22 protein-coding genes are annotated in these 25,815 nt (G+C 59.8%); 13 read left to right on the top strand and 9 right to left on the bottom strand.

Annotation, left to right across the window (positions count from 1 at the left end):
• Nucleotides 1-346 precede the first annotated feature (346 nt).
• Together AC0TNJ_RS15315 and AC0TNJ_RS15310 are read left to right on the top strand one after the other, a co-directional pair.
• Complete coding sequence (locus AC0TNJ_RS15315) at nt 347-832, top strand: tetratricopeptide repeat protein (RefSeq protein ID WP_473771564.1); 486 nt, start codon at nt 347-349, stop codon at nt 830-832.
• 231 nt (nt 833-1,063) lie between these two features.
• Entirely contained in the window at nt 1,064-1,504 is a 441-nt protein-coding gene (locus tag AC0TNJ_RS15310; protein WP_122000706.1) for a DMT family transporter, read from the top strand.
• 54 nt (nt 1,505-1,558) lie between these two features.
• On the opposite strand, the gene AC0TNJ_RS15305 is transcribed toward AC0TNJ_RS15310, so the two are convergent.
• The 3 genes from AC0TNJ_RS15305 to AC0TNJ_RS15295 form a co-directional block, all read right to left on the bottom strand.
• On the bottom strand, nt 1,559-2,836 hold the full coding sequence (locus AC0TNJ_RS15305) for an L-fuconate dehydratase (protein WP_473771563.1): 1,278 nt from the start codon (nt 2,834-2,836) through the stop codon (nt 1,559-1,561).
• A gap of 69 nt (nt 2,837-2,905) precedes the next feature.
• Entirely contained in the window at nt 2,906-3,751 is an 846-nt protein-coding gene (locus tag AC0TNJ_RS15300; RefSeq protein WP_473771562.1) for a fumarylacetoacetate hydrolase family protein, read from the bottom strand.
• Between the two features lie 41 nt (nt 3,752-3,792).
• On the bottom strand, nt 3,793-4,527 hold the full coding sequence (locus AC0TNJ_RS15295) for an SDR family oxidoreductase (RefSeq protein WP_473768858.1): 735 nt from the start codon (nt 4,525-4,527) through the stop codon (nt 3,793-3,795).
• 327 nt (nt 4,528-4,854) lie between these two features.
• Between AC0TNJ_RS15295 and AC0TNJ_RS15290 the strand changes: the two genes are divergently transcribed.
• Complete coding sequence (locus AC0TNJ_RS15290; protein ID WP_473771561.1) at nt 4,855-5,658, top strand: IclR family transcriptional regulator; 804 nt, start codon at nt 4,855-4,857, stop codon at nt 5,656-5,658.
• A 70-nt stretch (nt 5,659-5,728) separates the two neighbouring features.
• A complete protein-coding gene (locus AC0TNJ_RS15285) occupies nt 5,729-6,589 on the top strand; it encodes an amidohydrolase family protein (protein WP_473771560.1) in 861 nt (286 codons plus the stop codon).
• 187 nt (nt 6,590-6,776) lie between these two features.
• Here AC0TNJ_RS15285 and AC0TNJ_RS15280 read toward each other — a convergent pair whose 3' ends face one another.
• From AC0TNJ_RS15280 to AC0TNJ_RS15265, 4 genes are all read right to left on the bottom strand, one after another.
• Nucleotides 6,777-7,331 carry a sarcosine oxidase subunit gamma gene (locus AC0TNJ_RS15280; RefSeq protein ID WP_473771559.1) on the bottom strand — a complete coding sequence of 185 codons (555 nt, stop codon included), beginning with the start codon at nt 7,329-7,331 and terminating at the stop codon, nt 6,777-6,779.
• 10 nt (nt 7,332-7,341) lie between these two features.
• Nucleotides 7,342-10,347: a sarcosine oxidase subunit alpha gene (locus AC0TNJ_RS15275; protein ID WP_473771558.1), complete on the bottom strand. Its 3,006-nt coding sequence runs from the start codon at nt 10,345-10,347 to the stop codon at nt 7,342-7,344.
• The gene (locus AC0TNJ_RS15270; RefSeq protein ID WP_025089722.1) at nt 10,347-10,652 is read right to left on the bottom strand and encodes a sarcosine oxidase subunit delta; all 306 of its coding nucleotides are present in this window, start codon (nt 10,650-10,652) and stop codon (nt 10,347-10,349) included. The genes AC0TNJ_RS15275 and AC0TNJ_RS15270 overlap by 1 nt, the downstream gene beginning before the upstream one ends.
• 70 nt (nt 10,653-10,722) lie before the next feature.
• Complete coding sequence (locus tag AC0TNJ_RS15265) at nt 10,723-11,976, bottom strand: sarcosine oxidase subunit beta family protein (RefSeq protein ID WP_006465958.1); 1,254 nt, start codon at nt 11,974-11,976, stop codon at nt 10,723-10,725.
• A 329-nt stretch (nt 11,977-12,305) separates the two neighbouring features.
• Between AC0TNJ_RS15265 and AC0TNJ_RS15260 the strand changes: the two genes are divergently transcribed.
• The 6 genes from AC0TNJ_RS15260 to cueR all read left to right on the top strand — a co-directional run bounded on the left by AC0TNJ_RS15260 (nt 12,306) and on the right by cueR (nt 18,054).
• Nucleotides 12,306-13,571, top strand: coding sequence for a Glu/Leu/Phe/Val family dehydrogenase (locus tag AC0TNJ_RS15260; protein ID WP_473771557.1), 1,266 nt, complete (start codon nt 12,306-12,308; stop codon nt 13,569-13,571).
• A 128-nt stretch (nt 13,572-13,699) separates the two neighbouring features.
• Nucleotides 13,700-14,629 carry a glycine betaine ABC transporter substrate-binding protein OsmF gene (gene osmF / locus AC0TNJ_RS15255; protein ID WP_473771556.1) on the top strand — a complete coding sequence of 310 codons (930 nt, stop codon included), beginning with the start codon at nt 13,700-13,702 and terminating at the stop codon, nt 14,627-14,629.
• A 13-nt stretch (nt 14,630-14,642) separates the two neighbouring features.
• The gene (locus AC0TNJ_RS15250; protein WP_473771555.1) at nt 14,643-15,839 is read left to right on the top strand and encodes an ABC transporter permease; all 1,197 of its coding nucleotides are present in this window, start codon (nt 14,643-14,645) and stop codon (nt 15,837-15,839) included.
• Nucleotides 15,836-16,774: an ABC transporter ATP-binding protein gene (locus AC0TNJ_RS15245; protein ID WP_122000717.1), complete on the top strand. Its 939-nt coding sequence runs from the start codon at nt 15,836-15,838 to the stop codon at nt 16,772-16,774. Before AC0TNJ_RS15250 ends, AC0TNJ_RS15245 begins: the two co-directional genes overlap by 4 nt.
• A complete protein-coding gene (locus AC0TNJ_RS15240; protein WP_473771554.1) occupies nt 16,771-17,517 on the top strand; it encodes an ABC transporter permease in 747 nt (248 codons plus the stop codon). Before AC0TNJ_RS15245 ends, AC0TNJ_RS15240 begins: the two co-directional genes overlap by 4 nt.
• A gap of 87 nt (nt 17,518-17,604) precedes the next feature.
• Nucleotides 17,605-18,054, top strand: coding sequence for a Cu(I)-responsive transcriptional regulator (gene cueR / locus AC0TNJ_RS15235; protein ID WP_473771553.1), 450 nt, complete (start codon nt 17,605-17,607; stop codon nt 18,052-18,054).
• A 40-nt stretch (nt 18,055-18,094) separates the two neighbouring features.
• Here cueR and AC0TNJ_RS15230 read toward each other — a convergent pair whose 3' ends face one another.
• Together AC0TNJ_RS15230 and AC0TNJ_RS15225 are read right to left on the bottom strand one after the other, a co-directional pair.
• A complete protein-coding gene (locus AC0TNJ_RS15230; RefSeq protein WP_473771552.1) occupies nt 18,095-20,404 on the bottom strand; it encodes a glucose/quinate/shikimate family membrane-bound PQQ-dependent dehydrogenase in 2,310 nt (769 codons plus the stop codon).
• Nucleotides 20,405-20,806: 402 nt separating this feature from the next.
• A complete protein-coding gene (locus tag AC0TNJ_RS15225; RefSeq protein WP_122000721.1) occupies nt 20,807-21,838 on the bottom strand; it encodes a LacI family DNA-binding transcriptional regulator in 1,032 nt (343 codons plus the stop codon).
• 375 nt (nt 21,839-22,213) lie between these two features.
• Here AC0TNJ_RS15225 and AC0TNJ_RS15220 point away from each other — a divergent pair, with 375 nt between their 5' ends.
• From AC0TNJ_RS15220 to AC0TNJ_RS15210, 3 genes are all read left to right on the top strand, one after another.
• Nucleotides 22,214-23,116 carry a substrate-binding domain-containing protein gene (locus tag AC0TNJ_RS15220; RefSeq protein ID WP_025089726.1) on the top strand — a complete coding sequence of 301 codons (903 nt, stop codon included), beginning with the start codon at nt 22,214-22,216 and terminating at the stop codon, nt 23,114-23,116.
• A gap of 150 nt (nt 23,117-23,266) precedes the next feature.
• Nucleotides 23,267-24,826 (top strand): sugar ABC transporter ATP-binding protein, encoded by a 1,560-nt coding sequence (locus AC0TNJ_RS15215; RefSeq protein ID WP_473771551.1) that lies wholly within the window; start codon nt 23,267-23,269, stop codon nt 24,824-24,826.
• A complete protein-coding gene (locus tag AC0TNJ_RS15210) occupies nt 24,823-25,815 on the top strand; it encodes an ABC transporter permease subunit (RefSeq protein WP_162997281.1) in 993 nt (330 codons plus the stop codon). The genes AC0TNJ_RS15215 and AC0TNJ_RS15210 overlap by 4 nt, the downstream gene beginning before the upstream one ends.

Genomic DNA, 25,815 nt, shown 5'->3' with positions numbered 1-25,815 from the left:
AGGGGTAAACCGCTCTGGCTTTCTGGCTCATGCCGTCCAGCACAAAGCCGAGGCGGACGCATAGGAATATTGCCGAATAATCCGCCCCATGAAAATGCTAGCCGATAATGGGAGGTTCTGTGCACGCCTTTATAGGGTAGAATTTCTACCTCGCTTCGAGCCAGGATTTTGCTTGCGCCCACAACGGGCAAGACCGGATGAATGGACAATTGCAACTTCGCAAGCCCATGCGTTCGCGACACAGAACGGATAATGCCGATCCGCCTTAAACAGCACGCTAAAAACCGCGCTGCGGAAGGGGACGAAAAACTCATACTTACACCGTTGAAACCAAGTGACGTGCACGATGATTTTGTCTGTTGCAAACGCTGTAGAAGAATCTTTGAAAGGGCACCATAGAAAGGCCCTGCGGTTCTTCGAGCTACTTCTCCGAGAAGATAGAGCGATTTCACCTCATGACATAATGGAGGCCGCGTATGCTTATGACAGGGCGGGTAAAGAGAAAAACGCCGTGCCGCTTTATCTGGCTGCACTTCAAGGCGATCTGACCGAAGCGCAACGCATCAATGTCTATTTCTGCCTCGCTTCATCCTATAGGACTATTGGCAGGATCAACGCCGCGCGAAACCTTTTGTTAAAAGCAATTCGGGAATTTCCGCAGGAACCTATTTTAAAGATGCTTCTCTCAATCGTCGACTACGATGGCGGCAACCCTAGGCTTGCATTTTCACGGTTGCTCTCTGTCTGCCGTGAACATGCGCGCAGCGAAAGCATAGTTCCCTATCGATATTTCTTTAAGCGCGAAGAACGTAAGGCACTCCGGCGCCCGTAGCCACCTGCCTGCATTCGGGAAGTTTACCCCGAACTGCTGCAAAATTGGCAAGACAGATCACAAATTATCTCATGGAATCCGCACTGGATCACTGTGCGGCCTGAGGCTTGGTAAAACTGTTTCTAATATGCCCTGGCAATACGGACGCGCTCCAATATTGACCTGACGATATTCCTCTGCGAGGACTAGGGTCCAATCGGTTCTTCCCAAAATTCCATATAAGGAACTCCCATGCTGTGGACGTTGTTCGGCATCCTTTCCGGTGCCTGTATTGCCATTCAGGCCCCCATCAATGCAGCCTTGGCGCGCGGTCTGGGCTCACCGGTAACGGCTGCCGCGATTTCATTTCTGGCGGGTGCCGTCATACTTGCCGTTATCGCGGGCATTACCGCGCGCGCGACAGGCACCCTGCCCGCCTTCAACGTTCCGGCAGGCTGGCTGTTCGTCGTGGGCGGCGCGCTTGGCTGCATTTACGTGACGACTTCCATCCTGCTGACCCCGCGTATCGGTGCCGCCGCCGTGATGGGTCTCGCGGTCGCCGGACAGTTGATGGCCGGGCTTGCTGCCGACCGCATCGGCTTCATGGGCGTTGCCGTGCGTGAAATCACCGCCGGGCGCATTGCCGGTGCCGTCCTGCTTTTGACCGGCGCGCTGATGATCCGCTTTCTATAAGCGAAAAAGCCGCGCTTCCCGGCGCGGCTTTTCTGCATTCAAGAATGAGGGCGTTCAGCCCTTGAATGTGTATTCCGCAATCGATTGCGGCTTCATTTCAATCGAGAAGCCCGGCAAGGACGGCGGCATATAGGCCGCATCCTTGATCACGCACGGGTCGATGAAATGCTCGTGCAGATGATCGACATATTCGATCACGCGGCCTTCCTTGGTGCCGGAAACAGCCACATAATCGATCATCGACAGATGCTGTACATATTCGCACAGGCCCACGCCGCCTGCATGCGGCCAGACCGGCTTGCCGAACTTGGCGGCAATCAGCAGCACCGCCAGAACTTCGTTCAGGCCACCCATGCGGCACGAATCGATCTGCACGATGTCGATGGCGCCTTCCGCAATGAACTGCTTGAACATGATGCGGTTCTGGCACATTTCGCCGGTGGCAACCTTCACATCGCCAATCGCCTCGCGAATCTTGCGGTGGCCAGCAACATCATCCGGGCTGGTCGGCTCTTCGATGAAGAACGGCTTGGAGAAGGCCAGCTTGTTGACCCATTCGATGGCCTGGTCGACTTCCCAGACCTGATTGGCGTCGATCATCAGGTAACGGTCCGGGCCGATCACTTCGCGCGCGATGGTCAGGCGGCGAATATCGTCTTCGAGATCGCGGCCAACCTTCATCTTGACGTGGTTGAAGCCCTCGTCAATGGCTTCCTGGCACAGACGGCGCAGCTTGTCGTCGTCATAGCCGAGCCAGCCGGCCGAAGTCGTGTAGCAGGCATAACCTTCCGTCTCGAGCGTAGCGATACGCTCAGCCTTGCCAGCTTCCGCCTTGCGCAAGATCGCGACGGCTTCATCACGCGTCAGCGCATCGGTGAGGTAGCGATAGTCGACAATGTCGGCGATTTCTTCCGGCGACATGTCGGCGACCAGCCGCCATACGGGCTTGCCCGCCTGCTTTGCAGCTAGGTCCCAGAAGGCGTTGACGACAGCGCCGGTGGCCAGATGCATCGCGCCCTTGTCCGGGCCGATCCAGCGAAGCTGGCTGTCGCCGGTCAGATAACGCCAGAATTTGCCGGGGGCCGCGCGGAAATCTTCCAGCGAGGAGCCGACCACCAGATGCCGCATGGCAAGGATCGCCTGACAGCAAATATCGTTGCCGCGGCCGATGGTGAAGGTAAGGCCGTGGCCCTTCAGCGACGCATCATCCGTGTCGAGGATGACATAGGCCGCGGAGTAATCCGGGTCCGGGTTCATCGCGTCGGAACCGTCCAGACTTTGCGAAGTCGGGAAACGCAGATCGAAGACGCGCAGGTCAGTAATTTTCGTCATGATTTATTCCGTTATCCGAGCATGATCCCCAAAAGGGAGAACCGGTTTTTGGGGGCATGCTCAAGCAAATTAAACGTCGGCGCGCACGTTCTGCTTCTGGTTGCCGAGACCTTCAATGCCGAGTTCCACGACATCGCCAGCCTTGAGGTAACGCGGCGGCTTCATGCCCATGCCGACGCCGGGAGGCGTGCCGGTGGAGATGATGTCGCCCGGCTGCAGGGACATGAACTGCGACAGGTAGGAAACCAGATGACGCACGCCGTAGACCATGGTCTTGGTCGAGCCGTCCTGCATGGTTTCGCCGTTGACGGTGAGCCACATTTTGAGATCCTGCGGGTCGGCAACCTCGTCCTTGGTGACGAGCCACGGGCCGGTCGGGCCAAACGTGTCGCAGGATTTGCCCTTGGTCCACTGACCGGCGCGCTCGATCTGGAAAGCGCGTTCGGAAACGTCGTGCAGCGTGCAATAGCCAGCGACATAATCAAGCGCGTCTTCTTCCGAGACGTATTTCGCGGTCTTGCCGATGACAATGCCAAGCTCGACTTCCCAGTCGGTCTTTTCCGAGCCGCGCGGGATCAGGAGATCGTCATTGGGGCCGACGATGGCCGAGGTGGCCTTCATGAAAATGACCGGCTCAGGCGGCACGGCCATGCCCGATTCGGCGGCATGGTCGGCATAGTTGAGGCCGATGCAAATGAACTTGCCGGTGCCTGCGACGCAAGGGCCAAGGCGCGGATTGCCTTCCACCTTCGGCAGCGAATTAACGTCAAACGCGCCGAGCTTCGCCAGCGCATCCGGGGCAAGAGCCGCGCCGGAGAGGTCGCTTACATGCGCGGAGAGATCGCGGATCGAACCGTCAGCAGCCAGAAGGCCCGGCTTTTCCTGACCGGCTTCACCGTAACGAAGAAATTTCATGAGATTGCTCCTTTGAGGGGATGAAAGAGAGGGCGCTGAGACTAAATCGTCCAGCCGCCATCAATGTTGTAGGCTTGTCCGGTCGTATAAGTTGCACCGGCGAGATAAACGGCAAGATCGGCAATTTCTTCCGGCTGGCCGATGCGGCCAATCGGCTGACGGGCGATGAAGGCGGCGCGCTGCTCTTCATAATCGCCTTGTGCGCGCAGACGGTCCTGCAAGGACGGGCTTTCCACCGTGCCGGGGCAGATGGCGTTGCAGCGGATGCCCTTGGCAACGTAATCAGCCGCGACAGCCTTCGTGAGACCGATGACGGCGGCCTTGGTGACGCCATAGGCGAAACGGTTCGGCACGCCCTTCACGCTCGACGCGACAGAAGCCATGTTGACGATGGCGCCCTCTTCACGTTCCAGCATGCCGGGCAGCACGGCGCGGATGGTGCGGATCATCGAACGGATGTTGAGATTGACGGCGAAATCGAGGTCCTCATCCTTCATTTCGAGGATCGAGCCGCCGTGGACGACGCCAGCGCAGTTGAACAGAATGTCCACCTGCCCGATTTCGGCGACAAGCGCCTTCACTTCCGCGTCGTCAAGCACGTTGAGCTTGCGGGTGATGATGCCGTTGACGCCTTCGATTTCCTTGAGGGCATCGGTGTTGATGTCGGTCGCGTAGACCTTCGCGCCCGCCTCCGCAAAGGCCAGTGCGCTTGCACGGCCGATCCCTTGCGCAGCGGCTGTCACCAGCGCGGTTTTTCCATCAAAACGTATCGTCATTTTCAAGCCTTCCGTTCGACAAGCAGGGTGTGGTCATCCCGCTGATTAAGCGTATTTCCGATATGAATCGCAGACGATCATAACCGTGGGAAAAAGCAACCGGGTTGATTGGCATGATGCTGATTGCAAGGATCGTGGGCGCCCTGAAACGCGCCCCTGAAACGCGCCTTGAAACTCGCCTTGCACCTTCTTCCTCCCGGCGGGCGGCTCCCGATCCGCCCCCAATTGTAAATTGTTTATTTATATGCAAACATATTATGCAAATCTGGTCAAGGCTCTCTCTGCCTGTTTGCACCTTTCGAATCCACGGCTCTTCGTATATGAAGAATGATATTCACAAGGGGAGTTCACTTGGAAACAGAGGATCGCTATCGCGCCCCGGCGCTCGACAAGGGGCTGGATATTCTGGAACTGCTTGCAAGCGTGGATGGCGGGCTGACGCAGGCGGAAATCGCCAAGCATCTCGACCGCAGCCCCAATGAATTCTACCGGATGCTGGACCGGCTGGTGAAGCGCGGATACGTGACCAAGCTGGAGGGCGACCGCTATTCGCTGACCCTCAAGCTGTTCGGTCTGGCGCATCTGCATGCGCCGGTGCGCAGGCTCGCTTCCTTTGCCACGCCCTTCATGCGTGAGCTCGCGGACCGCTCGAAACAGGCCAACCAGCTTGCCGTGTTCGACCGTGGGTCTGTCGTGGTCATCGCACAGCAGGAAGCTCCGGATTACTGGGGTATTTCGATCCGCGTCGGCTCGCATATCAGCCTGTTCGATACCGGTTCGGGCCATGTGCTTCTCGCCTTCCGTTCGCCGGAAGAACGCCGGATGATGCTTGCCGAATATGCCAAGGACGGTGAAAGCGTGAAGCTCGACGAGAGTTTCTATGAGCGCCTCGACCAGATACGCGAGCGCGGTTATGAAATGATGCCGAGCGCGCAGGTGGCAGGCGTCTATAATCTTTCCGCGCCGATTCTCGGCCCCGACGGCACCTGCATAGCCTCGCTGACCTGCCCCTATGTGACGCTCGTCAACTCGGCTTCCGCCCCCGACATCACGCAGACCATCGGCCTGCTGCAAAAGACGGTCAAAGACCTGTCAAAACTGGTCGGCTCCGATATCGGAGCCATGGAGTAGCGGTCTATCGGTAATTCTTATTTGAAAACTCTCTTCTTTTTTGAAACTATACGGAAGGAGGACGTTTTTCATGATTATCGATACCCATCTGCATCTGATCGACAAAAGCGCGTTGAATTATCCATGGCTGGACGGCGTTCCGGCGCTCAACCGCGACTTTCTGTTCGAGACCTATCGGACGCAGGCAGAGCGCTGCGGCATCGGGGCGGCGCTGCATATGGAAGTGGATGTGGCAGCCGACGCCATTCAGGCTGAAACGGACCATATTCAGGAGATTTCCAGACGCTCGGGCGGCTTCATCAAGGGCGCAATTGCTTCCTGCCGCCCGGAAGAACCGGGCTTCGCGGCCTATCTGGAACAGAGCCGCAGCAATCCCTTCGTCAAGGGCTTTCGCCGTGTGCTGCATGTGGTGCCGGACGATGTTTCCGAGGGCGCTCTTTTCCGCGAGAATATCAAGCGGCTGGAAGGCACCGGCCTGACCTTCGATCTCTGCACACTGCCGCATCAGATCGACAAGGTGCTGGCGCTCGCCGACCTCGCGCCCGGCGTGCAATTCGTGCTCGATCACTGCGGCGTGCCGGACATCAAATCAGGCGCGCTGGAAAGCTGGCAGAAGGGCATTGCCGCGATTTCGCAACGCGACAATGTGGTCGCCAAGATTTCCGGCGTGGTCGCCTATGCCGACCCGGCAAGCTGGACCGTCGATACGGTGCGGCCTTATGTCGAGCATGTCATCCAGTCGTTCGGCTGGGACCGTGTGGTGTGGGGAAGCGACTGGCCCGTCTGCACATTGTCAATTCCGGGGGCAAGCAATGCTGGCGCCGGGCTTTCGACATGGGTGGCGACAACCCATGCGCTTCTTGAGGGATGCAGCAATGACGAAACGGCGCGCCTTTTGTCCCGGAATGCAACGCGTCTCTGGAAGCTTTAGGGTCCAGACTCAATTGATCCTGAGCCGGTGCGAAGCACCGTGTCGAAGGATAGAGGCGGATGCCCGGCGCATTTTCCCTCAGCCCTTCGAGACGCCGTTTTCAACGGCTCCTCAGGATGAGGGAAGGCGAAGTCGCATCAGGCCTCATAACGCAAAAACGCCGCCCGGCGGGGCGGCATTTTTTCGATCAGATTGCGAGTTCGACCTCGTTGCTGGCCAGTTCCAGCAAGGTCCAGACATGATCGGCGAATGAGTTCCACACTTCGATACGGTAATGATCCGCGTCCCATTTCAGCAGGATGATCTGGGCATGATCGAAGATGGTGCGGGCCGCGCCCGGCGCCTGCATTTCAGCCAGATTGAGCGGCGATGCGGCATTGAGCAGCCATTCAGCCTTGGGGCCTGCAATGTCGATGCCCGTCTCGCGATGGCTCACTTCCGTCAGGCTGTGCGGTTCGGTTTCGTAAAGCTTGGCGAAAACCGCAACAATGGCCGTCCCCTTGCTTTCATCCGCCCAGATATACCATTCGTCCGGTCCGATACAGGCAACGGCAATATCGCCGGTGCGGACAAGATCGCCGATCCTGGCGGGGATTTTTGCACCCAGCGCCTTTTCAGCCAGCGGCAGTTTTGCCGGGGCAATGCGCAGGATGAAGCGAGCCGCGTCATCGGCTGCGTGGATTTCCAGACGGCCGGGAATGACGACCTTGCGGTTCGAATAAGGTTTTGTTTCAACGAGCATGGTTCGATCCTTATCCGTTGCCATTCAACTTCTTGCCTTCGGGATCATAGAAGACCATGCCCGACACGGTGGCCTCGTGCACGCTGCCATCCGGCATCGGCATATAAAGCGTTTCACCCATGCGATCCTTGCCGCCCGACACCAGCGCCATGGCGATGGACCGGCCAAGCGTTTCGCTCCAATAGGACGAGGTGACATGACCGAGCATGGTCATGGGCAGCGGCTGTTTCGGATCGGCGACAATCTGCGCGCCTTCTTCCAGCACCAGCTTCGGGTTTCTGGTCATCAGACCAACCAGATGCTTGCGGTCCTTTTTCAGCATGTCGGGGCGCGACAGCGAGCGCTTGCCGACGAAATCCGGCTTCTGCTTGCCGATGGCCCAGCCAAGGCTTGCATCATCCGGCGTCACGGTGCCATCCGTGTCCTGACCGACAATGATATAGCCTTTTTCGGCGCGCAGAACGTGCATGGTTTCGGTGCCATAAGGCGTGATGTCATATTGCTGGCCGGCCTCATAAAGCGCCTTCCACAGCGACAGGCCATAACGGGCAGGCACGTTGATTTCATAGCCCAGCTCGCCCGTAAAACTCATGCGGAACAGACGCGCAGGCACGCCCAAAAATGTGCATTCGGCGACCGACATATGCGGGAAGGCTTCGTCCGAAATGTCCAAGCCCTCGACCATCGGCTCGATGAGCTTGCGCGCATTCGGGCCGTTGATCGCCACCACCGCCCACTGTTCGGTGGTGGAGGTGAGCGAGACTTTCAGCTCCGGCCATTCGGTCTGGAGATAGTCTTCCATCATGTTGAGAACGCGAGCGGCACCGCCGGTCGTTGTCGTCACATGGAAGCGGTCCTGCGTCAGACGCCCGACAACACCGTCATCGCGGATGAAGCCGTCTTCGCCAAGCAGCAGGCCATAGCGGCAGCGCCCAACGCCAAGCTTCGTCCATGGATTGGTGTACATGCGGTTCATGAATTCCGCCGCATCCGGGCCAACCACTTCGATCTTGCCAAGGGTGGAAGCGTCGAACATGCCGAGCGACTGGCGGGTCGCCTTGCATTCGCGCGCCACGGCCTGATGCATGTCTTCACCGGCTTTCGGGAAGTACCAGGCGCGCCGCCACAGCGAGACCGGCTCGAAAGCAGCGCCGTGCTGTTCGGCCCAGGCGTCGATTGGCGTCTTGCGGGTCACATCGAACAGTTTTCCGCGATTATAGCCGCAGAACGCGCCGAAGGTCGTCGGCGTATAAGGCGGGCGGAAGGTGGTGAGGCCAACCTGCGGCGTCGGGCGCTTGAGCGCATCGGCGGCAACGGCCAGGCCGTTGATGTTGGATGTCTTGCCCTGATCGGTCGCCATGCCGTTTGTGGTATAGCGCTTGACGTGCTCGATGGAGTGGAAGCCCTCACGCACGGCCAGACGAATATCCTTGGCGGTCACATCGTTCTGGAAATCGATGAAAGCCTTGGCCTTGCCCGGATCGCGATCCGTCGGCAGTTCGCGACAGCTTATGCCATCGCAGATGAAATCCCCGGCAACCGCATAATCGGCGGCCTTCGCCTTGTGGCCCGCATCGCGGGCGGCGGCGGCACCCGCCTCGGCGCCTTCGCGAAGCGCGGAAGCAAGGTCGAAATTGCCATTGCCCGCACCGGCGCAACGGCTTTCCTCGGTGCGTTCGCCCGGCAGATAAATCTGGCGGGTCTCATCCCAGACCAGCGAACCCTTGGTATGCGAGAACAGGTGCACGCTCGGATTCCAGCCGCCGGACATCAGCAGTACATCGCAGGCAATCGTGCGCGCGGCACCAACCTTGCCATTCGAAACCGGGTTGGCGCGCACGGATGAAACGCGATGGCGTCCGCCTGTGTCCGTCACAGTCCAGCCGGTGAGCGTTTCGATGCCGAGCATTTTTGCGCGGTTGACGAGGCTGTCGGCAACGCTGGAACGCACATCGATGATGGCCGGAATCTTGACGCCTGCGACCGCGAGATCGAAAGCGGCAAGCCAGGCGCTGTCATGCGAGGTGACGACGACGGCCTGATTGCCGACCTTGACCCCATAGCGATTGAGATAGGTGCGCGCGGCGGAGGCCAGCATCACGCCCGGACGGTCATTGCCTGCAAAGACCAGCGGCTTTTCAATCGCGCCCTGCGCCAGCACCACCTGCTTGGCGCGCACGCGCCACATGCGTTCACGCGGCGCATTGGAGGCGGGCTTGGCCTGATGGTCGGTCAGGCGCTCGCAAAGGCCGACCATGTTCTGATGGTAATAGCCGATGGCCGTGGTGCGCGGCAAAAGCGTGACATTCGGATTGGCCTTGAGCGCGGCAATGGTTTCGCTGAGCCAGTCCCAGCTTGCACGGCCATTGATGACCGGCTCCGGCTCGGACAGAAGCGAGCCGCCCATTTCCGCCTGTTCGTCGCAGATGATTACCTTCGCACCGCTTTTCGCGGCCTCAAGTGCTGCGGCAAGACCGGCAGGCCCGCCACCGGCAACCAGCACGTCGCAGTAGGCATAGCGGCTGGCATAAGTGTCCGGATCTGGCTCGGAGGGCGATTTGCCAAGACCGGCGGCGCCACGGATGAAAGGCTCATAGACCTTGTTCCAGAAGCTCTTTGGCCACATGAAGGTCTTGTAGTAAAAGCCCGCCGAGAAGAACATGTAGAAGGCGTCGTTGATCGCGCCGACATCGTGCTTCAGCGACGGCCAGTGGTTCTGGGTTTCGGCTTTCAGGCCGTCATAGAGTTCCAGCACCGTGGCGCGGGTGTTGGGCTCGAAACGGCCCGGCCCGCGTGAAACGCCCATCAGCGCATTCGGCTCTTCGGAACCGGCGGAAAGAATGCCGCGCGGACGGTGATATTTGAACGAACGACCGGCCAGATGCTCGCCATGGCTGAGCATTGCGGAAGCCAGCGTATCGCCCTCAAAGCCGGAATAGGCCTTGCCGTTGAAGGTGAAGCGAACGGGCTTGGCCTTGTTGACGCGGCCTTTGTTATGGATGCGCATATCGGTCATTATTTCGTCTCCGCAGCCGGAGTTTCTGCCAAAGCAGGACGGGGTTCACCGGCCTTGTAGGTCATCGCGAACTTGTCGCTCACCGTGTCGCGCACCGCATTGAAGAAGCGGCCGCAGCCATTGATATGCCGCCAGCGCTCAAAATGGGTGCCGCGTGGATTGGAGCGCGTGAACAGGAAATCGCGCCATTCATCATCGGAAAGCGTCGACGGATCGGCAGGGCGCGCAATATGCGCTTCGCCTGCATAGGCAAATTCCAGTTCCGGACGTTCCATCTCGCAATAAGGGCAACGGATAAGAAGCATGTGTGTTTCTCTTATTTTTTCAACGCATTTCCGAACGGAAAACCGGTTTCCACTTTTCCTGGAAATGCTTTTAATGCGCGACTGCAGCAGCAGCCGCTTCATCGATCAGGCGACCGGTGGTGAAGCGTTCCAGCGTGAATGGCGCATTGATCCAGTGCGGTTCATCGCGGGCAATCGTATGCGCGAAGACATGCGCCGAACCCGGCGTCGCCTTGAAGCCGCCCGTGCCCCAGCCGCAATTGACATAAAGCCCCGGCACCGGCGTCTTGCCGATGATCGGCGAACGATCCGGCGTAACGTCGACGATGCCGCCCCATTTGCGCAGCATGCGCATGCGGGTGAAAATCGGGAAGACTTCGCAGATGGCGGCAAGCGTATGCTCGATCAGAGGCAGGCCGCCGCGCTGGCTATAGGACACATATTGGTCGGTGCCGGAGCCGATCACCAGCTCGCCCTTGTCGGACTGGCTGATATAGGCATGCACCGTGTTGGACATGACCACGCAGGGGAAGATCGGCTTGACCGGCTCGGACACCAGCGCCTGCAGCGGGAAGCTTTCAAGCGGCATGCGTACGCCTGCCGTATCCATGACAATCGACGTGCTGCCAGCAGCCGATACCGCCACTTTCTTCGCCTTGATGAAACCGCGTGGCGTATCAACGCCGGTGACGCGGCCCGATGCGTCGCGGCGGATGGCCGTAACCGGGCAGTTCTGGATGATATCGACGCCGCGCTCGGTCGCGCCGCGCGCATAGCCCCAGGCAACCGCGTCGTGACGGGCCACGCCGCCGCGCCGCTGCAAGGTGGCGCCCACAACCGGATAACGCGCATTGGGCGAAATATCGAGCGGCGGGCAATATTCCTTCGCCTGCTCCTTCGTCAGCCATTCATTGTCGATGCCGTTGAGGCGGTTGGCGTGGATGTGCCGCTTGAAGCTCTGCACGTCATGCACCGTATGCGCCAGCATCATGACGCCGCGCTGCGAGAACATGACGTTGTAGTTCAGGTCCTGACTCAGCCCCTCCCACAGCTTCATCGCATGTTCGTAGAGATGCGCGCTCTCGTCATAGAGATAGTTGGAGCGGATGATGGTCGTGTTGCGGCCCGTATTGCCGCCGCCGAGCCAGCCCTTTTCGATGACCGCGACATTGGTGATGCCGTGCTCCTTGGCCAGATAATAGGCGGCACCCAGGCCATGCCCGCCAGCGCCGACGATGATGACGTCATATTCGGCCTTGGGTTCGGCATTCGGCCATTGCGGCTTCCAGTTCTTGTTGCCGGAAAGCGCATTCTTGATAATCGAAGCTGCAGAAAAACGGGACATGGACAACCACCAGTTTCGCGGGCCGCAAGCGCCCTTCCGGCACAAGCGAAGCCTTTGATGATATTTCTATTGTTTCCGTTTCAAGCCCGACAGCAGGCTTGCGTCAAAAGACGCCACAAATACGACATGGCCACCATTTCGCGACATGCCGCCCGATGCGGACGGGCCTGTCCTCGCCTGCAACCGGACGGCAAAGCAGTTTCAAAAATGCCCCCTGTAAAATAGGACAACATTATTGTCCTTTTTCCTTTTCTTTTGTTGCGCAAAGGTCTACGCATTCTTTCGTAAAATCGCGTCCAAAATAAAAGAAACGCAAGAAAGGTGATTCCGTGACTAAGGAGAATCTACTCGAAAGCGCCCTCGTTCGTCTGGACGAGGCGGCAAGCCACATCAACATCGATGCGGATGTCATCGAGAAGCTGAAATATGCACGTGAGACCATGAAAGTGCGACTGATGATTCGCATGGACGATGGCTCGCGCAAATCCTTTCTTGCATGGCGCTGCCGCTATGACGACACGCGCGGACCGACCAAGGGCGGCATTCGCTACCATCCCGAATCAACGGCGGAGGAAGTCGAGACGCTGGCCTTCTGGATGACCTTCAAATGCGCCGTGATGAACCTGCCTTATGGCGGCGGCAAGGGCGCCATCCAGGTCGACCCGCGCCAGCTTTCCAAGGCCGAACTGGAGCGCCTTTCGCGCGCCTATATCCAGGCTTTCTCCGGCATTATCGGCCCGGACCGCGACATTCCGGCACCGGATGTCTACACCAATTCCATGATCATGGGCTGGATGGCGGATGAATATTCGCAGATCGTCGGCCAGTCGTCGCCCGCCGTCATCACCGGCAAGCCGCTGGCGCTCGGCGGTTCGCTCGGTCGCAACGATGCGACGGCGCGCGGCGGCTTCTATCTCGTGCGCCATCTGTCGCAGGATCTGGGCCTTGCTTCGCAGCTTCGCGTCACGGTTCAGGGTTTCGGCAATGCCGGTCAGTTCATCGCCAAGCTGATGGCAAGCGATGGTCACAAGATCGTTGCCGTGTCGGATTCGGCAGGCGCGGTTTACTGCGCCAACGGTCTTGATCTCGACGCGCTTCTGGAAGCGAAGGCACAGAACAAGTCGGTCGTCTCGACCGCTGGCACCAACGGCCATGAAGCGATCACCGCCGACGAGCTGCTTGCCGCCGAATGCGATGTTCTGGTGCCGAGCGCCATGGAAAACATGATCCATGAGGACAATGCCGCATCCATCAAGGCGAAGCTGATTGTCGAGCTTGCAAACGGTCCCGTTACGCCGGAAGCCGACAAGATACTGGAAGAAAAGGGCATCGTCGTTCTGCCGGATATTCTGGCCAATGCCGGCGGCGTGACGGTTTCCTATTTCGAATGGGTGCAGAACCGTCAGGGCTATTACTGGACGCTGGAAGAAATCCATGAGCGCCTGAAAACCATCATGGAACGCGAAGGCCGCGCCATCTGGAACCATGCCAAGCAGCATAATGTGACGGTCCGGTCGGCGGCCTATGTCCATGCGTTGCAGCGCCTTGCACAAGCCATTGAAGCACACGGCACGCAGAGCGATTTCACGGCCTGATCCGGCCCTTTGACATCACCCCTCCTGCCAGCCTGCTGTCAGGAGGGGTGGCGAACGGCGGTTTCCTTTTTCCGCCTGCGCTATAGTTTACCGTCACAAGGCACAACCAGCGTGACGGGATGAAAAGCATGTCATACAGGAACTTGTTCAAGGGAAGTGCCGTCGCACTTGCCCTTCTTGCGGGCGCAATCCAGTTTTCCAACACTGCCCAGGCGCAAGTGGTCGTTTCTTCCAAGATCGACACCGAGGGCGGCGTCCTTGGCAATATCATTCTGGCCGTTCTCAATGCGAATGGCATCCAGACCACGGACCGCATCCAGCTTGGCGCAACGCCTGTGGTGCGCAAGGCAATCACCGTCGGCGAGATCGACATCTATCCCGAATATACCGGCAATGCGGCCTTCTTCTTCAACAAGGCCGACGACCCGCTGTGGAAAGATGCCGCCAAGGCGTTCGAAACGGCAAAACAGCTTGATTACGATGCCAACAAGATCGTGTGGCTCGCCCCCTCTCCCGCCAACAACACATGGGGCATCGCGGTGCGCAAGGACGTGGCCGACGAAAGCAAGCTCGCAAGCCTCAGCGATTTCGGCAAATATGTTGCAGGCGGCGGCAAGGTGGTTCTGGCGGCTTCGTCCGAGTTCGTGAATTCTGCCGCAGCCCTGCCCGCCTTCCAGACCGCCTATGGCTTCACCCTGAAACCCGACCAGCTCATCACGCTTTCAGGCGGCGATACGGCGGCGACAATTGCCGCCGCAGCCAACCAGACCAACGGCGCCAATGCGGCCATGGTCTACGGCACCGATGGCGGCATCGCGCCCTCCGGGCTTGTCGTGCTTGAAGACGACAAGCATGTGCAGCCGGTTTACCAGCCCGCCCCGATCATCCGTGAAGAGGTTCTGAAGAAGAACCCGAAAATCGAGGAATTGCTGAAGCCGGTTTTCGCCAAGCTCGACCTCACCACCTTGCAGGACCTCAATGGCCGCGTGCAGCTCGGCGGTGAACCGGCAAAGGCGGTCGCCGAGGATTTTCTTAAAGCCAACGGCTTTCTGAAATAGGTTTTTGCCGGGCATGAGCGCAGCACAGGAGACGATCCGGGCAAATGGCGCGAAGGGCCTGTTTGCCTGTATCGACAAGCTCGGACTGGTTATTGCGGCAATCGGCCTATCGGGATTGCTTCTGCCTTTTGCGAATTTTCGGGCCAACCGCATCGTTCAGGGCGAGCCTCGTTACCTGTTCGATGCCCTGCCCGGCGAACTGGCGCTGGCGCTTGCGGCAATCGTGGCTGCGGGGCTGCTGATCGGCTTTGTCCGCAGCAACAGCCTGTTGCGGCTCGGGGCTGCTCTGGTCTGCCTCGCATCCGTCATGGTGGCGATCGGCGTGGCCGCGTCGTTCCTGTCGCCGGAGGGAAACAATTATGCGCGCGTCTCTCCAGCGTCCGGTTTCTGGCTCCTGTTCTTCGCCAGCGCCCTCTATGTCGCCGATGGGCTGGTCCGATTGCAGGCCGGTCCGCTCCTGCGTGTCGGCCTGCTGGTCATGGCAGGCGTGCTGCTCGCCGTGCTGCTTTCCTCCGGCCTCTGGGACGACATTTCCTTCATGAAGGAATATCAAAGCCGCGCGGACAGCTTCTGGAATGAAGCAGAACGGCATATAGCGCTGGCCCTCGGGTCGCTGCTGGCGGCCACGGCAGCGGGCATTCCGCTCGGTCTTGTCTGCCATCGCTTGGCCGGGTTGCGCGCCTTCGTGCTGAACAGCCTCAACATCGTGCAGACCATTCCGTCCATGGCGCTGTTCGGCCTGTTGATCGCGCCGCTCGGCTGGCTTGCGGCGCAATTTCCGTGGGCGGCGAGCCTTGGCATACGCGGCATCGGCGCGGCGCCTGCCTTCGTTGCGCTGTTTCTCTATTCGCTGCTGCCAATCGTCGCCAACACGGTGGCCGGGCTGGCACAGGTGCCCGAACCCGTGACCGACGCCGCGCGCGGCATGGGCATGACGCGGCTGCAACGGCTTTTCAGGACCGAGTTTCCGCTGGCCTTCCCGGTTATCCTCACCGGCATACGCATCGTCATGGTGCAGAATATCGGCCTGACGACCATCGCCGCGCTGATCGGCGGCGGCGGGTTTGGCACATTCGTCTTTCAGGGCATCGGCCAGACAGCGATGGACCTCGTGCTGCTTGGCGCGCTGCCGACCGTGCTTCTGGCCTTTGCCGCCGCCGTCATCCTCGATGGGGCAATCGAAATCGCCGAAGGAAGGAAAACCGCATGATCGAGTTCGACCGGATCACTAAGCGCTACAACGGGCGCGCGGCTGTCGATGCGGTAAGCTTCACGGTCGAGCCGCACAGCATCGCGGCAATCGTCGGCACGTCCGGTTCGGGCAAGACGACGCTGCTGCGGATGGTGAACCGCCTTGTCGAACCGACGGAAGGCGAAATCCGCATTGACGGGCAGAGCGTGCTCAGCGAACCTGGCCATCAGTTGCGGCGGCGGATCGGCTATGTGATCCAGCAGCATGGGCTGTTTCCGCATCGCACGGTGGCGGAAAACATCGCCACGGTGCCGGTGCTTCTGCACTGGCCCAAACAGCGCATCGACAAGCGGGTGGACGAATTGCTCGACCTGTTCCAGCTCGAACCCGCGGATTATCGCGACCGCTATCCGAACGAGCTTTCCGGCGGGCAGCAGCAGCGCGTCGGCGTGGCGCGGGCGCTTGCCGCCGGGCCGAACATCCTTTTGATGGATGAACCTTTCGGCGCGCTCGATCCGGTGATCCGCGCCAAGGCGCAGGAAGACCTGAAAACGATCCAGAAGCGGCTCGGCACAACCATCCTGCTCGTCACGCACGACATGGAAGAAGCGATCTCGCTCGGCGACCGCATCGCCGTGATGGATGACGGCAAGCTTCTGCAATTCGGCCCGCCCGCCGAAATTCTGGCCCGCCCCGCGACCGAATTCGTCGAACGGCTGGTGGGAACCGGGGAAAGGCCGTTCCGTCTTCTGTCGCTCACCGATCTGAAAACCGTGCTGCAACCGGGGGACGCCAGCGGCGAGGCGCTGCCCGTCACCGCCTCGCAGCGCGATGCGCTCGCCGCACTTTTATGGTCGGGGCGCAAGGCGCTTCCCGTGCTTGACGGCGAAGGAAGGCCGCTTGGCCGGGTGACGCTGGAAAAGCTGCTTCATCAGGCAGAGCGCCCGGCATGAAATTGCTCATGTCTCTCGTTCCGCGCGCTGTGCTTCTGGCGGTGCTGCTCCTGTTTCTGGCGCGGCCCCATCTTTTCGAGCCGGTTTTCCGCCCGCTCGTCGATGCGGGAGCCCCGGTCATCTATGACCGCGCGAACCTGATGACGCTGACCTTGCAGCATCTGGGACTGGTGGCGCTGGCCACCTTCTGTTCAACGCTGCTTGCCGTCGCCATGGCGATCTTCGTCACGCGCAGGCAGGGCGCGGAATTCCTGCCGCTCTCGCGCAGCCTCGTGAATATAGGCCAGACTTTTCCTCCCGTCGCGGTGCTGGCGCTGGCCGTTCCCATCTTCGGTTTCGGGGACAAGCCGACGCTGATCGCCCTTTTCCTCTATGGACTGCTTCCGATTTTCGAGAACACGCTGACGGGACTGACGACATTGCCCCCGCCGGTCGTCGAAGCCGCGCGCGGCATGGGGATGACCAGCGCGCAACGGCTTGTGAAAATCGAGGTTCCGCTGGCCATGCCGGTCATTCTGGCAGGTATCAGGCTTTCCGCCGTGATCAGCCTTGCCACTGCCACCATCGGTTCAACCGTCGCGGCCAGAACGCTCGGGGAAGTCATCATTGCCGGACTGATCTCCAACAACCTCGCCTTCGTTTTGCAGGGAGGCCTCGTTGTCGCCGCACTTGCCATACTCATCTTCGATGGATTTCAGGCAATCGAGCATTATCTCCTGAAACGGTCCGGACGCGCCATCTGAAACCTCAAGTCCTCTTTGAAATACGCCTGAACATGCCTATATCCTTGCAGGAACAAGCCAGTGAGAAACGGGCCAGTGAGGAACGGGATGAATATCGGGCAGGCCGCCGCCGCATCGGGCATATCGGCAAAGATGATCCGCCATTATGAAACCATCGGGCTCATCGAGGCTGCCGAACGAACCGGCTCGGGCTATCGCGTCTACACGCAGAAGGATGTGGAGACGCTGCGCTTCATCCGCCGCAGCCGCGATCTCGGTTTTCAGGTCGATCAGATCAGGGAACTTCTGGCGCTGTGGCGCGACCGCAACCGCGCTTCCGCCGATGTGAAGAAAGTGGCGCTCGGCCATGTCGAGGAACTGGAGGCCAAGATGCGCCAGTTGCAGGAAATGGCCGATACGCTGCGTCATCTCGCCCAAAACTGCCATGGCGACAACCGGCCCGATTGCCCCATCATCCATCAGCTTGCCGAGCCGAAACTGGAGACGCGCAAGCGTCCGCAAGCCCGCAAGGGCGAATTGCTGCACGGCAAGATATGAAAAAGGAACGCCGGGATTTCTCCCGGCGTTTTCATGAGTTTCAGCTCTTCGGCAGCGTATAGGCGATTACATAATCGCCCGGTTTGGTTCCGACCGAACCATGCCCGCCCGCAACCATCAGCACGAATTGCTGGTCGCCGACCGTATAGGTCATCGGCGTCGACTGACCGCCTGCCGGAAGCCGGGCCTCCCAAAGCTGCTTGCCCGAAGTCAGGTCATAGGCGCGCAGATAGTCGTCAACAGCCGCGCCAAGGAAGGCGACGCCGCCAGCCGTGATCATCGGCCCGCCGATGCCCGGAACGCCCACCTTCAACGGAAGCGGGACCGGCGCCATGTCGCGGATCGTGCCGTTGCGATGCTTGTAGGCGATCTTGCCAGTGCGCAGGTCCACGCCCGCCACATAGCCCCATGGCGGCGTCTGGCAGGGAATGCCGAGCGGCCCGAGGAACGGCCCCATGAAGACGCCGTAAGGCGCGCCGTCATTGCGGTTCAGTCCCTGTTCGCTGCCCTTCTCATCCTGTCCGCGCGGCGGAATATCGGCGCGCGGCACGAGGCGCGAGGTGAAGGCGAGATAGGTCGGCATGCCGAACATGACCTGCCGGACCGGATCGACCGCCACGCTGCCCCAGTTGAACACACCGAAATTGCCCGGATAGACAATGGTTCCGCGCAGCGAGGGCGGCGTGTAGCGGCCTTCGTAAAACAGCTGGTGGAACTTGATGCGGCAGGCAAGCTGATCGAACATCGTCACGCCCCACATGTCGCTTTCGCGCAGGGGCGGCGGGCTGAAGGTCAGATCGGAGATCGGCTGCGTCGGCGAGGAATGGTCTTCCGGTATGGTGCCGGTCGGCGCCGGGATTTCCTTGACCGGAATGATCGGCTCGCCCGTGCGCCGGTCGAGAACGTAGAGATCGCCCTGTTTGGTCGGGCCGACGAGCGCCGGAACCCCGTTGATATCCAGCAGGACCGGCTGGGCCGGGACGTCCATGTCCCACAGGTCGTGGTGCACCGTCTGGCGCACCCAGCGGACCTGTCCGCTATTCACGTCGAGCGCCACGATGGACGAGGAATATTTCTCCACATTCTCGCTGCGATCCATGCCAAGCTGGTCCGGCACCTTGTTGCCGAGCGGCACGAAGATGAGACCCAGTTTTTCATCGACGCTGGAAACCGACCAGCTATTGGGCGAGTTCGTTGTATAGTGTTCGCCCTCCGGCAGCGGCGTGGTCACGTCCGGATTGCCGGAATCCCAGTTCCACAACAATTGCCCGGTACGGATATCGAAGGCGCGGATGACGCCCGACTGTTCTTCGGTCGAGTAATTGTCGTTGACCGCACCGCCGACAATGATCTTGTCGCCGACCACCGCCGGGGGCGAGGTCGAGTAATAGTAGCCGGCGGGGTTGTATTTCATGCCGTGGCCGAGATCGAGCGTGCCGCCATTGGCGAAATCCGTGCAGATTTCCCCGGTCGCCGTGTCGAGCGCGATCAGGCGCGCATCGGAGGTTGGCAGATAGACGCGCTCGGCGCATTTCGCGCCTGCGGTGGCGGTCGCATCCTTCCAGTAGCTGACGCCGCGGCAAGTCTGGTGCTGGCGGTCGGTGTTGAAGCCGACCTTGGGGTCGAACTTCCACTTTTCCTTGCCGGTCGCCGCATCGAGCGCAATCGCCCAGTTATGCGGCGTGCACAGATAGAGCGAATCGCCGATCTTGAGCGGCGTCACCTGATAGGTGGTTTCGCCCACATCCTGCGGCTGCTTCACATCGCCGGTCTGATATTGCCAGACGACTTGCAGTTTGGCGACGTTTTCCGGCGTTACCTGCGTCAGCGGCGAATAGCGCTGGCCGTAAGGCGTGCGGCCATATTGATGCCATTCGCCATCGGGAACATTGCCGCCGAGATCGGGCGTTGCGGCGACTTTTTCCGTCGGCAGGTCGCCTGCGATATTGTAGGGGTCCTGCGTCATGGAATAGCCCGCGACCACAAGCGCGACCAGCGATGCCACGCCCAGCGGCAAGCCGCCTCCGCCTGCGCCGCCATTGAGCGGCTTCCTGATCCATGGGGCCAGCAGCCAGAACCCGAGCAGCACTATGAGACCGCCGCGCGCGCCAAGCTGCCACCAGTCGAAGCCGACTTCATAAACGGCCCAGCCAAGCGAGCCGAGAATGACGAGAGCGTAAACCCAAAGCGCGGCGGCGTTGCGCCGGAAAAGCAAAACGGCGGTGAGCAGAAAGCCAACCGCCGCGAGTATGTAATACCAGCTTCCGCCCAGCACGGCGAGCCAGATGCCGCCCGCGCCGAGCGCCAGCCCGATCAAAAGAAGTACGAGAGAAGTTAACCAGATAAGCAAGACACTACCCCCTTCCAGTACAACCGTTCTCCCCGCTCACATGCGGGAAAATCGTGCGGACCAACCGCTCACCAATTTCGAGGCATTCCTGATTTGGCCTGATTGGGCCTGATATGATCGCAAGTCTCGCAGCATTCCGTTTGCCGCACAACTCCCTGCTGCCTGCCTATCCACATAGGCGAGCATGGAAAAAATCCAGAGAGCGGAAAGGTGTTTCTTTCGGGCCGAAGGGATCGAGGGCCCGGGCGCCGCCCTTAATCAAGGCAAAATCAAGGCAGAGGGGTTTTCAGTGCTTAAACCACGCAAAACGCTACGCGAATACGCAAATTTTCGCCGTTCAATTGTGGCGAAGGAATGGCGAAACTGTGTATCTTGTGTCTTTCAGGCGGCTTTTTCAGGATATCAGGCGGAGCCGCGCATGATGAGATGGCTATCCAGACGACGGATTTCCTTCTCGACTGCTGCTCCACTTTCCTGCGCATTGATCCGCGAGAAAAGCATGTCGAGACCCAGTTGCGCGATTTGCCGATAGTCCTGCGCAACCGTCGTCAGCGGCGGACAGGTGAAGCGGCTGAGCGGATGGTCGTCATGACCGGCGACGCGAAGATCGCAGCCTTCCTCGCGCCCGACATGCCGCCGCCGTTCGAAGGCCGCGGAAATAACACCGAAGGCCAAGCGATCATTGGCGCAGAGAACCGTGCGCGTCGGAAACCCGCCGCGATCCAGAATCCGGCCTGCCTCCTGATAGCCCAGCTCCTCGAAATTCCAGTTCTTTGCAGCAATCGGCAGGACGATGGGTTCAACCCCCAGCCGCTCCATGGTTTCGATATAGGCCGAGCGCCGTTCCAGCGCATTCTGGTTTACAGCCGGCATTTCGAGGAAGCACGGATGTTCGCCCGTTCGATAAAGATACTCGGTAATGTTGCCGATGCTCTGGCGATTATCGGTGCCGACAAAAGGCTGATCGTCACCGATACGGCTGTCGAGGAAAACCGCAGGCGTCGAATTCGACAGGCTGGAAAGCAGCTTCGCATCCGTCTCGAAACCGAGCGGAGCCATCAGGACGCCAGCGATCTTGAGAGACATGAGCGTGCGCATCGCCCGCGCCTCAAGTTTTCTCTCGCCATGCGATGACAGAACGATTGGCCAGTAGCCTTCCGCCAGACAGCGCATTTCGATCTGGCGGATGATTTCCGCATAGAACGGATCGGAGATATGGGGGACGATGACGCCGATATTCTTCGGCTTCTTGCGGTTGAGGCTGACGGCGAAGATGTTGGGCTGATAGTTGTAATCCTTCAGCGCCTTCTCGATACGAAGGCGCGTCGAGGGCTTTACGCTTTCAGGATTGTCGAAATATTTCGAGACCGTGGGACGGGACAATCCGCTTGCGGCGGCGAACTCTTCCATCGTCCTGATCTTCTGTTCGGTCATGCCCTCGTTTTCCCTCGGGTATCATAGCGATTTTACAGCGCTATTCACTTTTCTTTCCATGCGTAAATTTTTTTCCGCCCTGACGCAACAAATTTCAGCGGGTTGTCGGTGGACGATCCACGCCTTCCTATTTCCGTGCCAGCGCATCTGGTCGCATCACGCCCAAATTCAATCGTTATAATTTTTACACGTGAAAAATTTTATGTTGACACATTGAACGAGCTCTAGCATGTCTAGGGAAGCTCGATCAGAGCTGAAGGCCCTGCCCTTCGGGAGGTTTGAAGTTGGCGACAACGGATGAACCTGCAGGAAAAACCATTGTTCATGTCCCTATAGAAGGACGCCCCGGCGAGCGCCGGTCATTCGGAGGAAATCATGTTTCGCAAATCGCTCAGCCGCATTCTCTTTTCCGGCGTTGCGCTCGCCATGATGGCAGGCGCGGCATCTGCCGAAGGCATCGGCGCCTCGCTTCTTACCCAGCAGCATCCGTTCTACATCTCGCTCGCAGACGCGATGAAGAAGGAAGCGCAGGCAGAGAATGTGCCGCTGGAAATCGCCATCGCCAATCAGGACCTGAGCAAGCAGCTCGCCGATGTGGAAGATTTCATCACCAAGGGCGTCGACGTCATCGTCATCTCGCCGGTTGACAGCAAGGGCGTTCGCTCGGCCATCAACAAGGCCCAGAAGGCAGGCATCAAGGTCATCACCGTCGATGTTCCGGCCAACAATGTCGATGTGACCTCCTTCGTCGGCACGGACAATTTCGCGGGCGGCGAAAAGGCCGCCGAACTGATGGCGAAGTCCATCGGTGAAAAGGGCAATGTCGCCGTCATCGATTACCCGACGGTTCAGTCGGTCGTGGATCGCATCGAAGGCTTCAAGAAGGGCATTGCAAAGTATCCGGATATCAAGATCGTGGCGATCCAGCCGGGCATCACCCGTCCGGAAGCGCTTTCGGCTGCACAGAACATCCTGCAGGCCAACCCGGATATCGTCGGCATCTTCGGCTTCGGCGACGACGCCGCACTGGCCGCTGCCTCGGCGGTGAAGTCGGCCAAGCTTGAAAGCCAGGTCAAGGTCATCGGCTTCGACGGCATGGAAGAAGCCCGCAACGCCGTGAAGAACGATCCGGTCATGGTCGGCGTTATCGCCCAGTATCCGGACCAGATGGGCAAGGTTGCGGTTGAAACCGCGGCTAAGGTCATCAAGGGCGAGGAAGTCCCGGCCAAGCAGCCGATCGTTCCGGGCGTCGTCACCAAGGACGGTGAAACCAAGTAAGACCGCGTGAAACAGCGACACTCCTCCCAGTCGCTGTTTCCTTTCTGCGTGCGGCGGCCCGGCGAACACCACGCGCCTGCCGCCGCCGCATCCCTTTCGATCGCGGATTTCGTTCGAGCGAAGTCCTGCCGATAGACTGAACAACGGAGAATGGAGGCCTCAAGAGTGACAGATACTGTGACAGCCGCCAAATCCGAACGAAAAGCCGCTTCGGACACCGTTCTCGACATTCGCGACGTGGCAAAATCCTTCGGCCCGGTGGTCGCGCTGAAGCGCATGAACCTGACCGTGCGTCGCGGCCGCGTGCATACGCTGCTTGGCGAAAACGGCGCTGGCAAATCCACGCTGATGAAGATCCTGGCTGGCGTTTTCAAGCCGACCTCCGGCACCATCCTGCTGAAAGGCGCGACCTATGCGCCGAAAGACCCGCGCGATGCACGCGCCAACGGCATTGCCATCGTCTTTCAGGAACTGAGCCTGTCGCGCAATCTCAGCGTTGCCGAAAACATCTTCGCCAATCATGAGCCGAGCCGTTTCGGCTTCATCCGGGAGCGCGAGCTGAACGCCGCTGCCGACAAGCTGATCGGCGAGCTTGGCCTGCCGGTCGATGCGCGCGCCAAGGTCGGCGACCTGTCGATTGCCCAGCGCCAGCTCGTCGAAATCGCCAAGGGCCTGAGCCAGCCTGCCGACGTGGTTATTCTGGACGAGCCGACCTCATCGCTTTCCGACAGCGAAGCGGAAATCCTGTTCTCGATCATCGAGCGCCTGAAAGCACGCGGCACGGCGGTCATCTACATCTCGCATCGCATGGAAGAAATCATGCGGCTTTCCGACGACATTACGGTCGTGCGTGACGGCGAATATGTCACCACCACGGAAAAGGGCGAGACCACCATCGAACGGCTGATCGCCCTGATGGTTGGCCGCGAAATGAACGACATCTATCCGCCGCGCGAAGCACCGCGCCCTGCGGACACAGTTGCGCCAATTCTCGAAACGAAGAACCTGTCCGTTCCGGGCAAATTTCACGAGGTTTCCATCGGGGTGAAACCCGGTGAGGTTCTGGGCCTTTTCGGGCTCGTCGGCTCTGGCCGTTCGGACGTCATGAAGGCGCTGTTCGGGATGCTGCGGCCAACGGGTGAAATCCGGCTCGACGGAAAGCCTGTCACGCTCTCCTCGCCGACCGACGCCATTCGCAACGGCATTGCCTTCGTGACCGAGAACCGCAAGGAAGAAGGCCTCGTTCTGCCGCACAGCGTGGAACGCAACATCAATATGGTCGGGCTCGGCCAGCTCGCAGGCCCGCTCGGGCTCATGCGGTCGAGGGCGGAGCGTTCCGCCGCCAAGGCGGAAGTGCTGCGACTTGCCATCAAGACAGCGTCGCTCGACACGGTTGCCGGGTCGCTCAGCGGCGGCAACCAGCAGAAGATCGTGCTGGCAAAGTGGCTGCAGACAAAGCCGCGCATCCTCATTCTCGATGAGCCGACACGCGGCGTCGATGTGGGCGCGAAATTCGAAATCTACCGCATCATCCGTGAACTCGCCGCCAATGGCGCGGCGATCCTGATGGTTTCCTCCGAACTGCCGGAAGTGCTGGGTCTCAGCGACCGCGTGGCAATCATGCATAACAAGCATGTCGCCGCCATTGTCGATGCCGATGGCCTCACGCCCGAAACCGTCATGAGCTACGCAGCAGGAATGCATCAATGAGCAACGCAGATATTCAGAAGAAAGCCGTGGACGCCGAAGTCCGCCGTTCGCTTTTCTCCTCCCCGCTGGTGCGCCAATATGGCGGCATCATCATTTCGCTGGCCGTGCTCTGCGTGGTCTTCGCGGTGCTGAACCCGCGCTTTCTCGCCTTCAACAACTTCATGAACATCATGCAGCAGGTGGCGGTGATTGCCGTCGCCGCCTATGGCATGACCTATGTGATCCTGCTCGGCGAAATCGATCTTTCCATCGGCTCCATCATCGCCGTTTCCGGCATGGTGGCGGCGCAAGCCTTCGCCATGGGCTTCGGCTTTGTGCCGACGGTCGTTTTCACCCTTGCGGCGGGCGCGATCATGGGGGGGCTGAACGGCGTGCTTTCGGCAAAACTGATGCTGCCCTCCTTCATCGTCACGGTCGCGACCATGGGCATCTATCGCGGCATGGTCAGCCTGCCGACCAATGGCGCGCCCGAAATCATCGAAAACGATGCATGGCTTGCCATCGGCTCGGAAAGCTGGCTCGGCCTGCCGATCATCATCTGGATCGTCGGCGTCCTGTTCATCTTCAACTATATCCTTCTGTCGAAGACGGTCTTCGGCCGCCGCATCTATCTGTCGGGCGGCAACAAGGAAGCAGCGATCTATTCCGGCATCCGCGTCGACCGCATCAAGATCATCGTCTTCATGCTTTCCGGCGTGATGGCGGCGATCAGCGGCATCCTGCTTTCCTCGCGCCTGTCATCCGCGCAGACCAATGCGGGCATGGGCTATGAACTCGACGCCATTGCGGCGGTGGTGCTTGGTGGCACCTCGCTTGCCGGCGGCGTCGGCACCATGGTCGGCACCATTCTGGGCGCGCTCATCATCGGCGTCATCAACAACGGCATGAACATGCTGTCGGTGCCCTATTTCTATCAGCTCATCGTCAAGGGCGTGGTCATTCTGGTCGCCGTCTGGCTCGACGTGCGCTCGAAATCCATGCGCACGTAA

Source organism: Ochrobactrum sp. PL_is483 (assembly GCF_055816855.1).
This window is presented reverse-complemented; position numbering and strand designations above follow the sequence as displayed.

Excerpts from the sequence above, each read along its gene's own strand:
- AC0TNJ_RS15295 (WP_473768858.1), bottom strand. The coding sequence starts at position 4,527 with ATGACGATACGTTTTGATGGAAAAACCGCGCTGGTGACAGCCGCTGCG.
- AC0TNJ_RS15285 (WP_473771560.1), top strand. The coding sequence starts at position 5,729 with ATGATTATCGATACCCATCTGCATCTGATCGACAAAAGCGCGTTGAAT.
- AC0TNJ_RS15215 (WP_473771551.1), top strand. The coding sequence starts at position 23,267 with ATGGAGGCCTCAAGAGTGACAGATACTGTGACAGCCGCCAAATCCGAA.
- AC0TNJ_RS15280 (WP_473771559.1), bottom strand. The coding sequence starts at position 7,331 with ATGCTCGTTGAAACAAAACCTTATTCGAACCGCAAGGTCGTCATTCCC.
- AC0TNJ_RS15270 (WP_025089722.1), bottom strand. The coding sequence starts at position 10,652 with ATGCTTCTTATCCGTTGCCCTTATTGCGAGATGGAACGTCCGGAACTG.
- AC0TNJ_RS15265 (WP_006465958.1), bottom strand. The coding sequence starts at position 11,976 with ATGTCCCGTTTTTCTGCAGCTTCGATTATCAAGAATGCGCTTTCCGGC.
- AC0TNJ_RS15290 (WP_473771561.1), top strand. The coding sequence starts at position 4,855 with ATGATATTCACAAGGGGAGTTCACTTGGAAACAGAGGATCGCTATCGC.
- osmF (WP_473771556.1), top strand. The coding sequence starts at position 13,700 with ATGTCATACAGGAACTTGTTCAAGGGAAGTGCCGTCGCACTTGCCCTT.
- AC0TNJ_RS15210 (WP_162997281.1), top strand. The coding sequence starts at position 24,823 with ATGAGCAACGCAGATATTCAGAAGAAAGCCGTGGACGCCGAAGTCCGC.
- AC0TNJ_RS15315 (WP_473771564.1), top strand. The coding sequence starts at position 347 with ATGATTTTGTCTGTTGCAAACGCTGTAGAAGAATCTTTGAAAGGGCAC.
- AC0TNJ_RS15225 (WP_122000721.1), bottom strand. The coding sequence starts at position 21,838 with ATGACCGAACAGAAGATCAGGACGATGGAAGAGTTCGCCGCCGCAAGC.
- AC0TNJ_RS15245 (WP_122000717.1), top strand. The coding sequence starts at position 15,836 with ATGATCGAGTTCGACCGGATCACTAAGCGCTACAACGGGCGCGCGGCT.
- AC0TNJ_RS15310 (WP_122000706.1), top strand. The coding sequence starts at position 1,064 with ATGCTGTGGACGTTGTTCGGCATCCTTTCCGGTGCCTGTATTGCCATT.
- cueR (WP_473771553.1), top strand. The coding sequence starts at position 17,605 with ATGAATATCGGGCAGGCCGCCGCCGCATCGGGCATATCGGCAAAGATG.
- AC0TNJ_RS15305 (WP_473771563.1), bottom strand. The coding sequence starts at position 2,836 with ATGACGAAAATTACTGACCTGCGCGTCTTCGATCTGCGTTTCCCGACT.
- AC0TNJ_RS15300 (WP_473771562.1), bottom strand. The coding sequence starts at position 3,751 with ATGAAATTTCTTCGTTACGGTGAAGCCGGTCAGGAAAAGCCGGGCCTT.
- AC0TNJ_RS15240 (WP_473771554.1), top strand. The coding sequence starts at position 16,771 with ATGAAATTGCTCATGTCTCTCGTTCCGCGCGCTGTGCTTCTGGCGGTG.
- AC0TNJ_RS15250 (WP_473771555.1), top strand. The coding sequence starts at position 14,643 with ATGAGCGCAGCACAGGAGACGATCCGGGCAAATGGCGCGAAGGGCCTG.
- AC0TNJ_RS15220 (WP_025089726.1), top strand. The coding sequence starts at position 22,214 with ATGTTTCGCAAATCGCTCAGCCGCATTCTCTTTTCCGGCGTTGCGCTC.
- AC0TNJ_RS15275 (WP_473771558.1), bottom strand. The coding sequence starts at position 10,347 with ATGACCGATATGCGCATCCATAACAAAGGCCGCGTCAACAAGGCCAAG.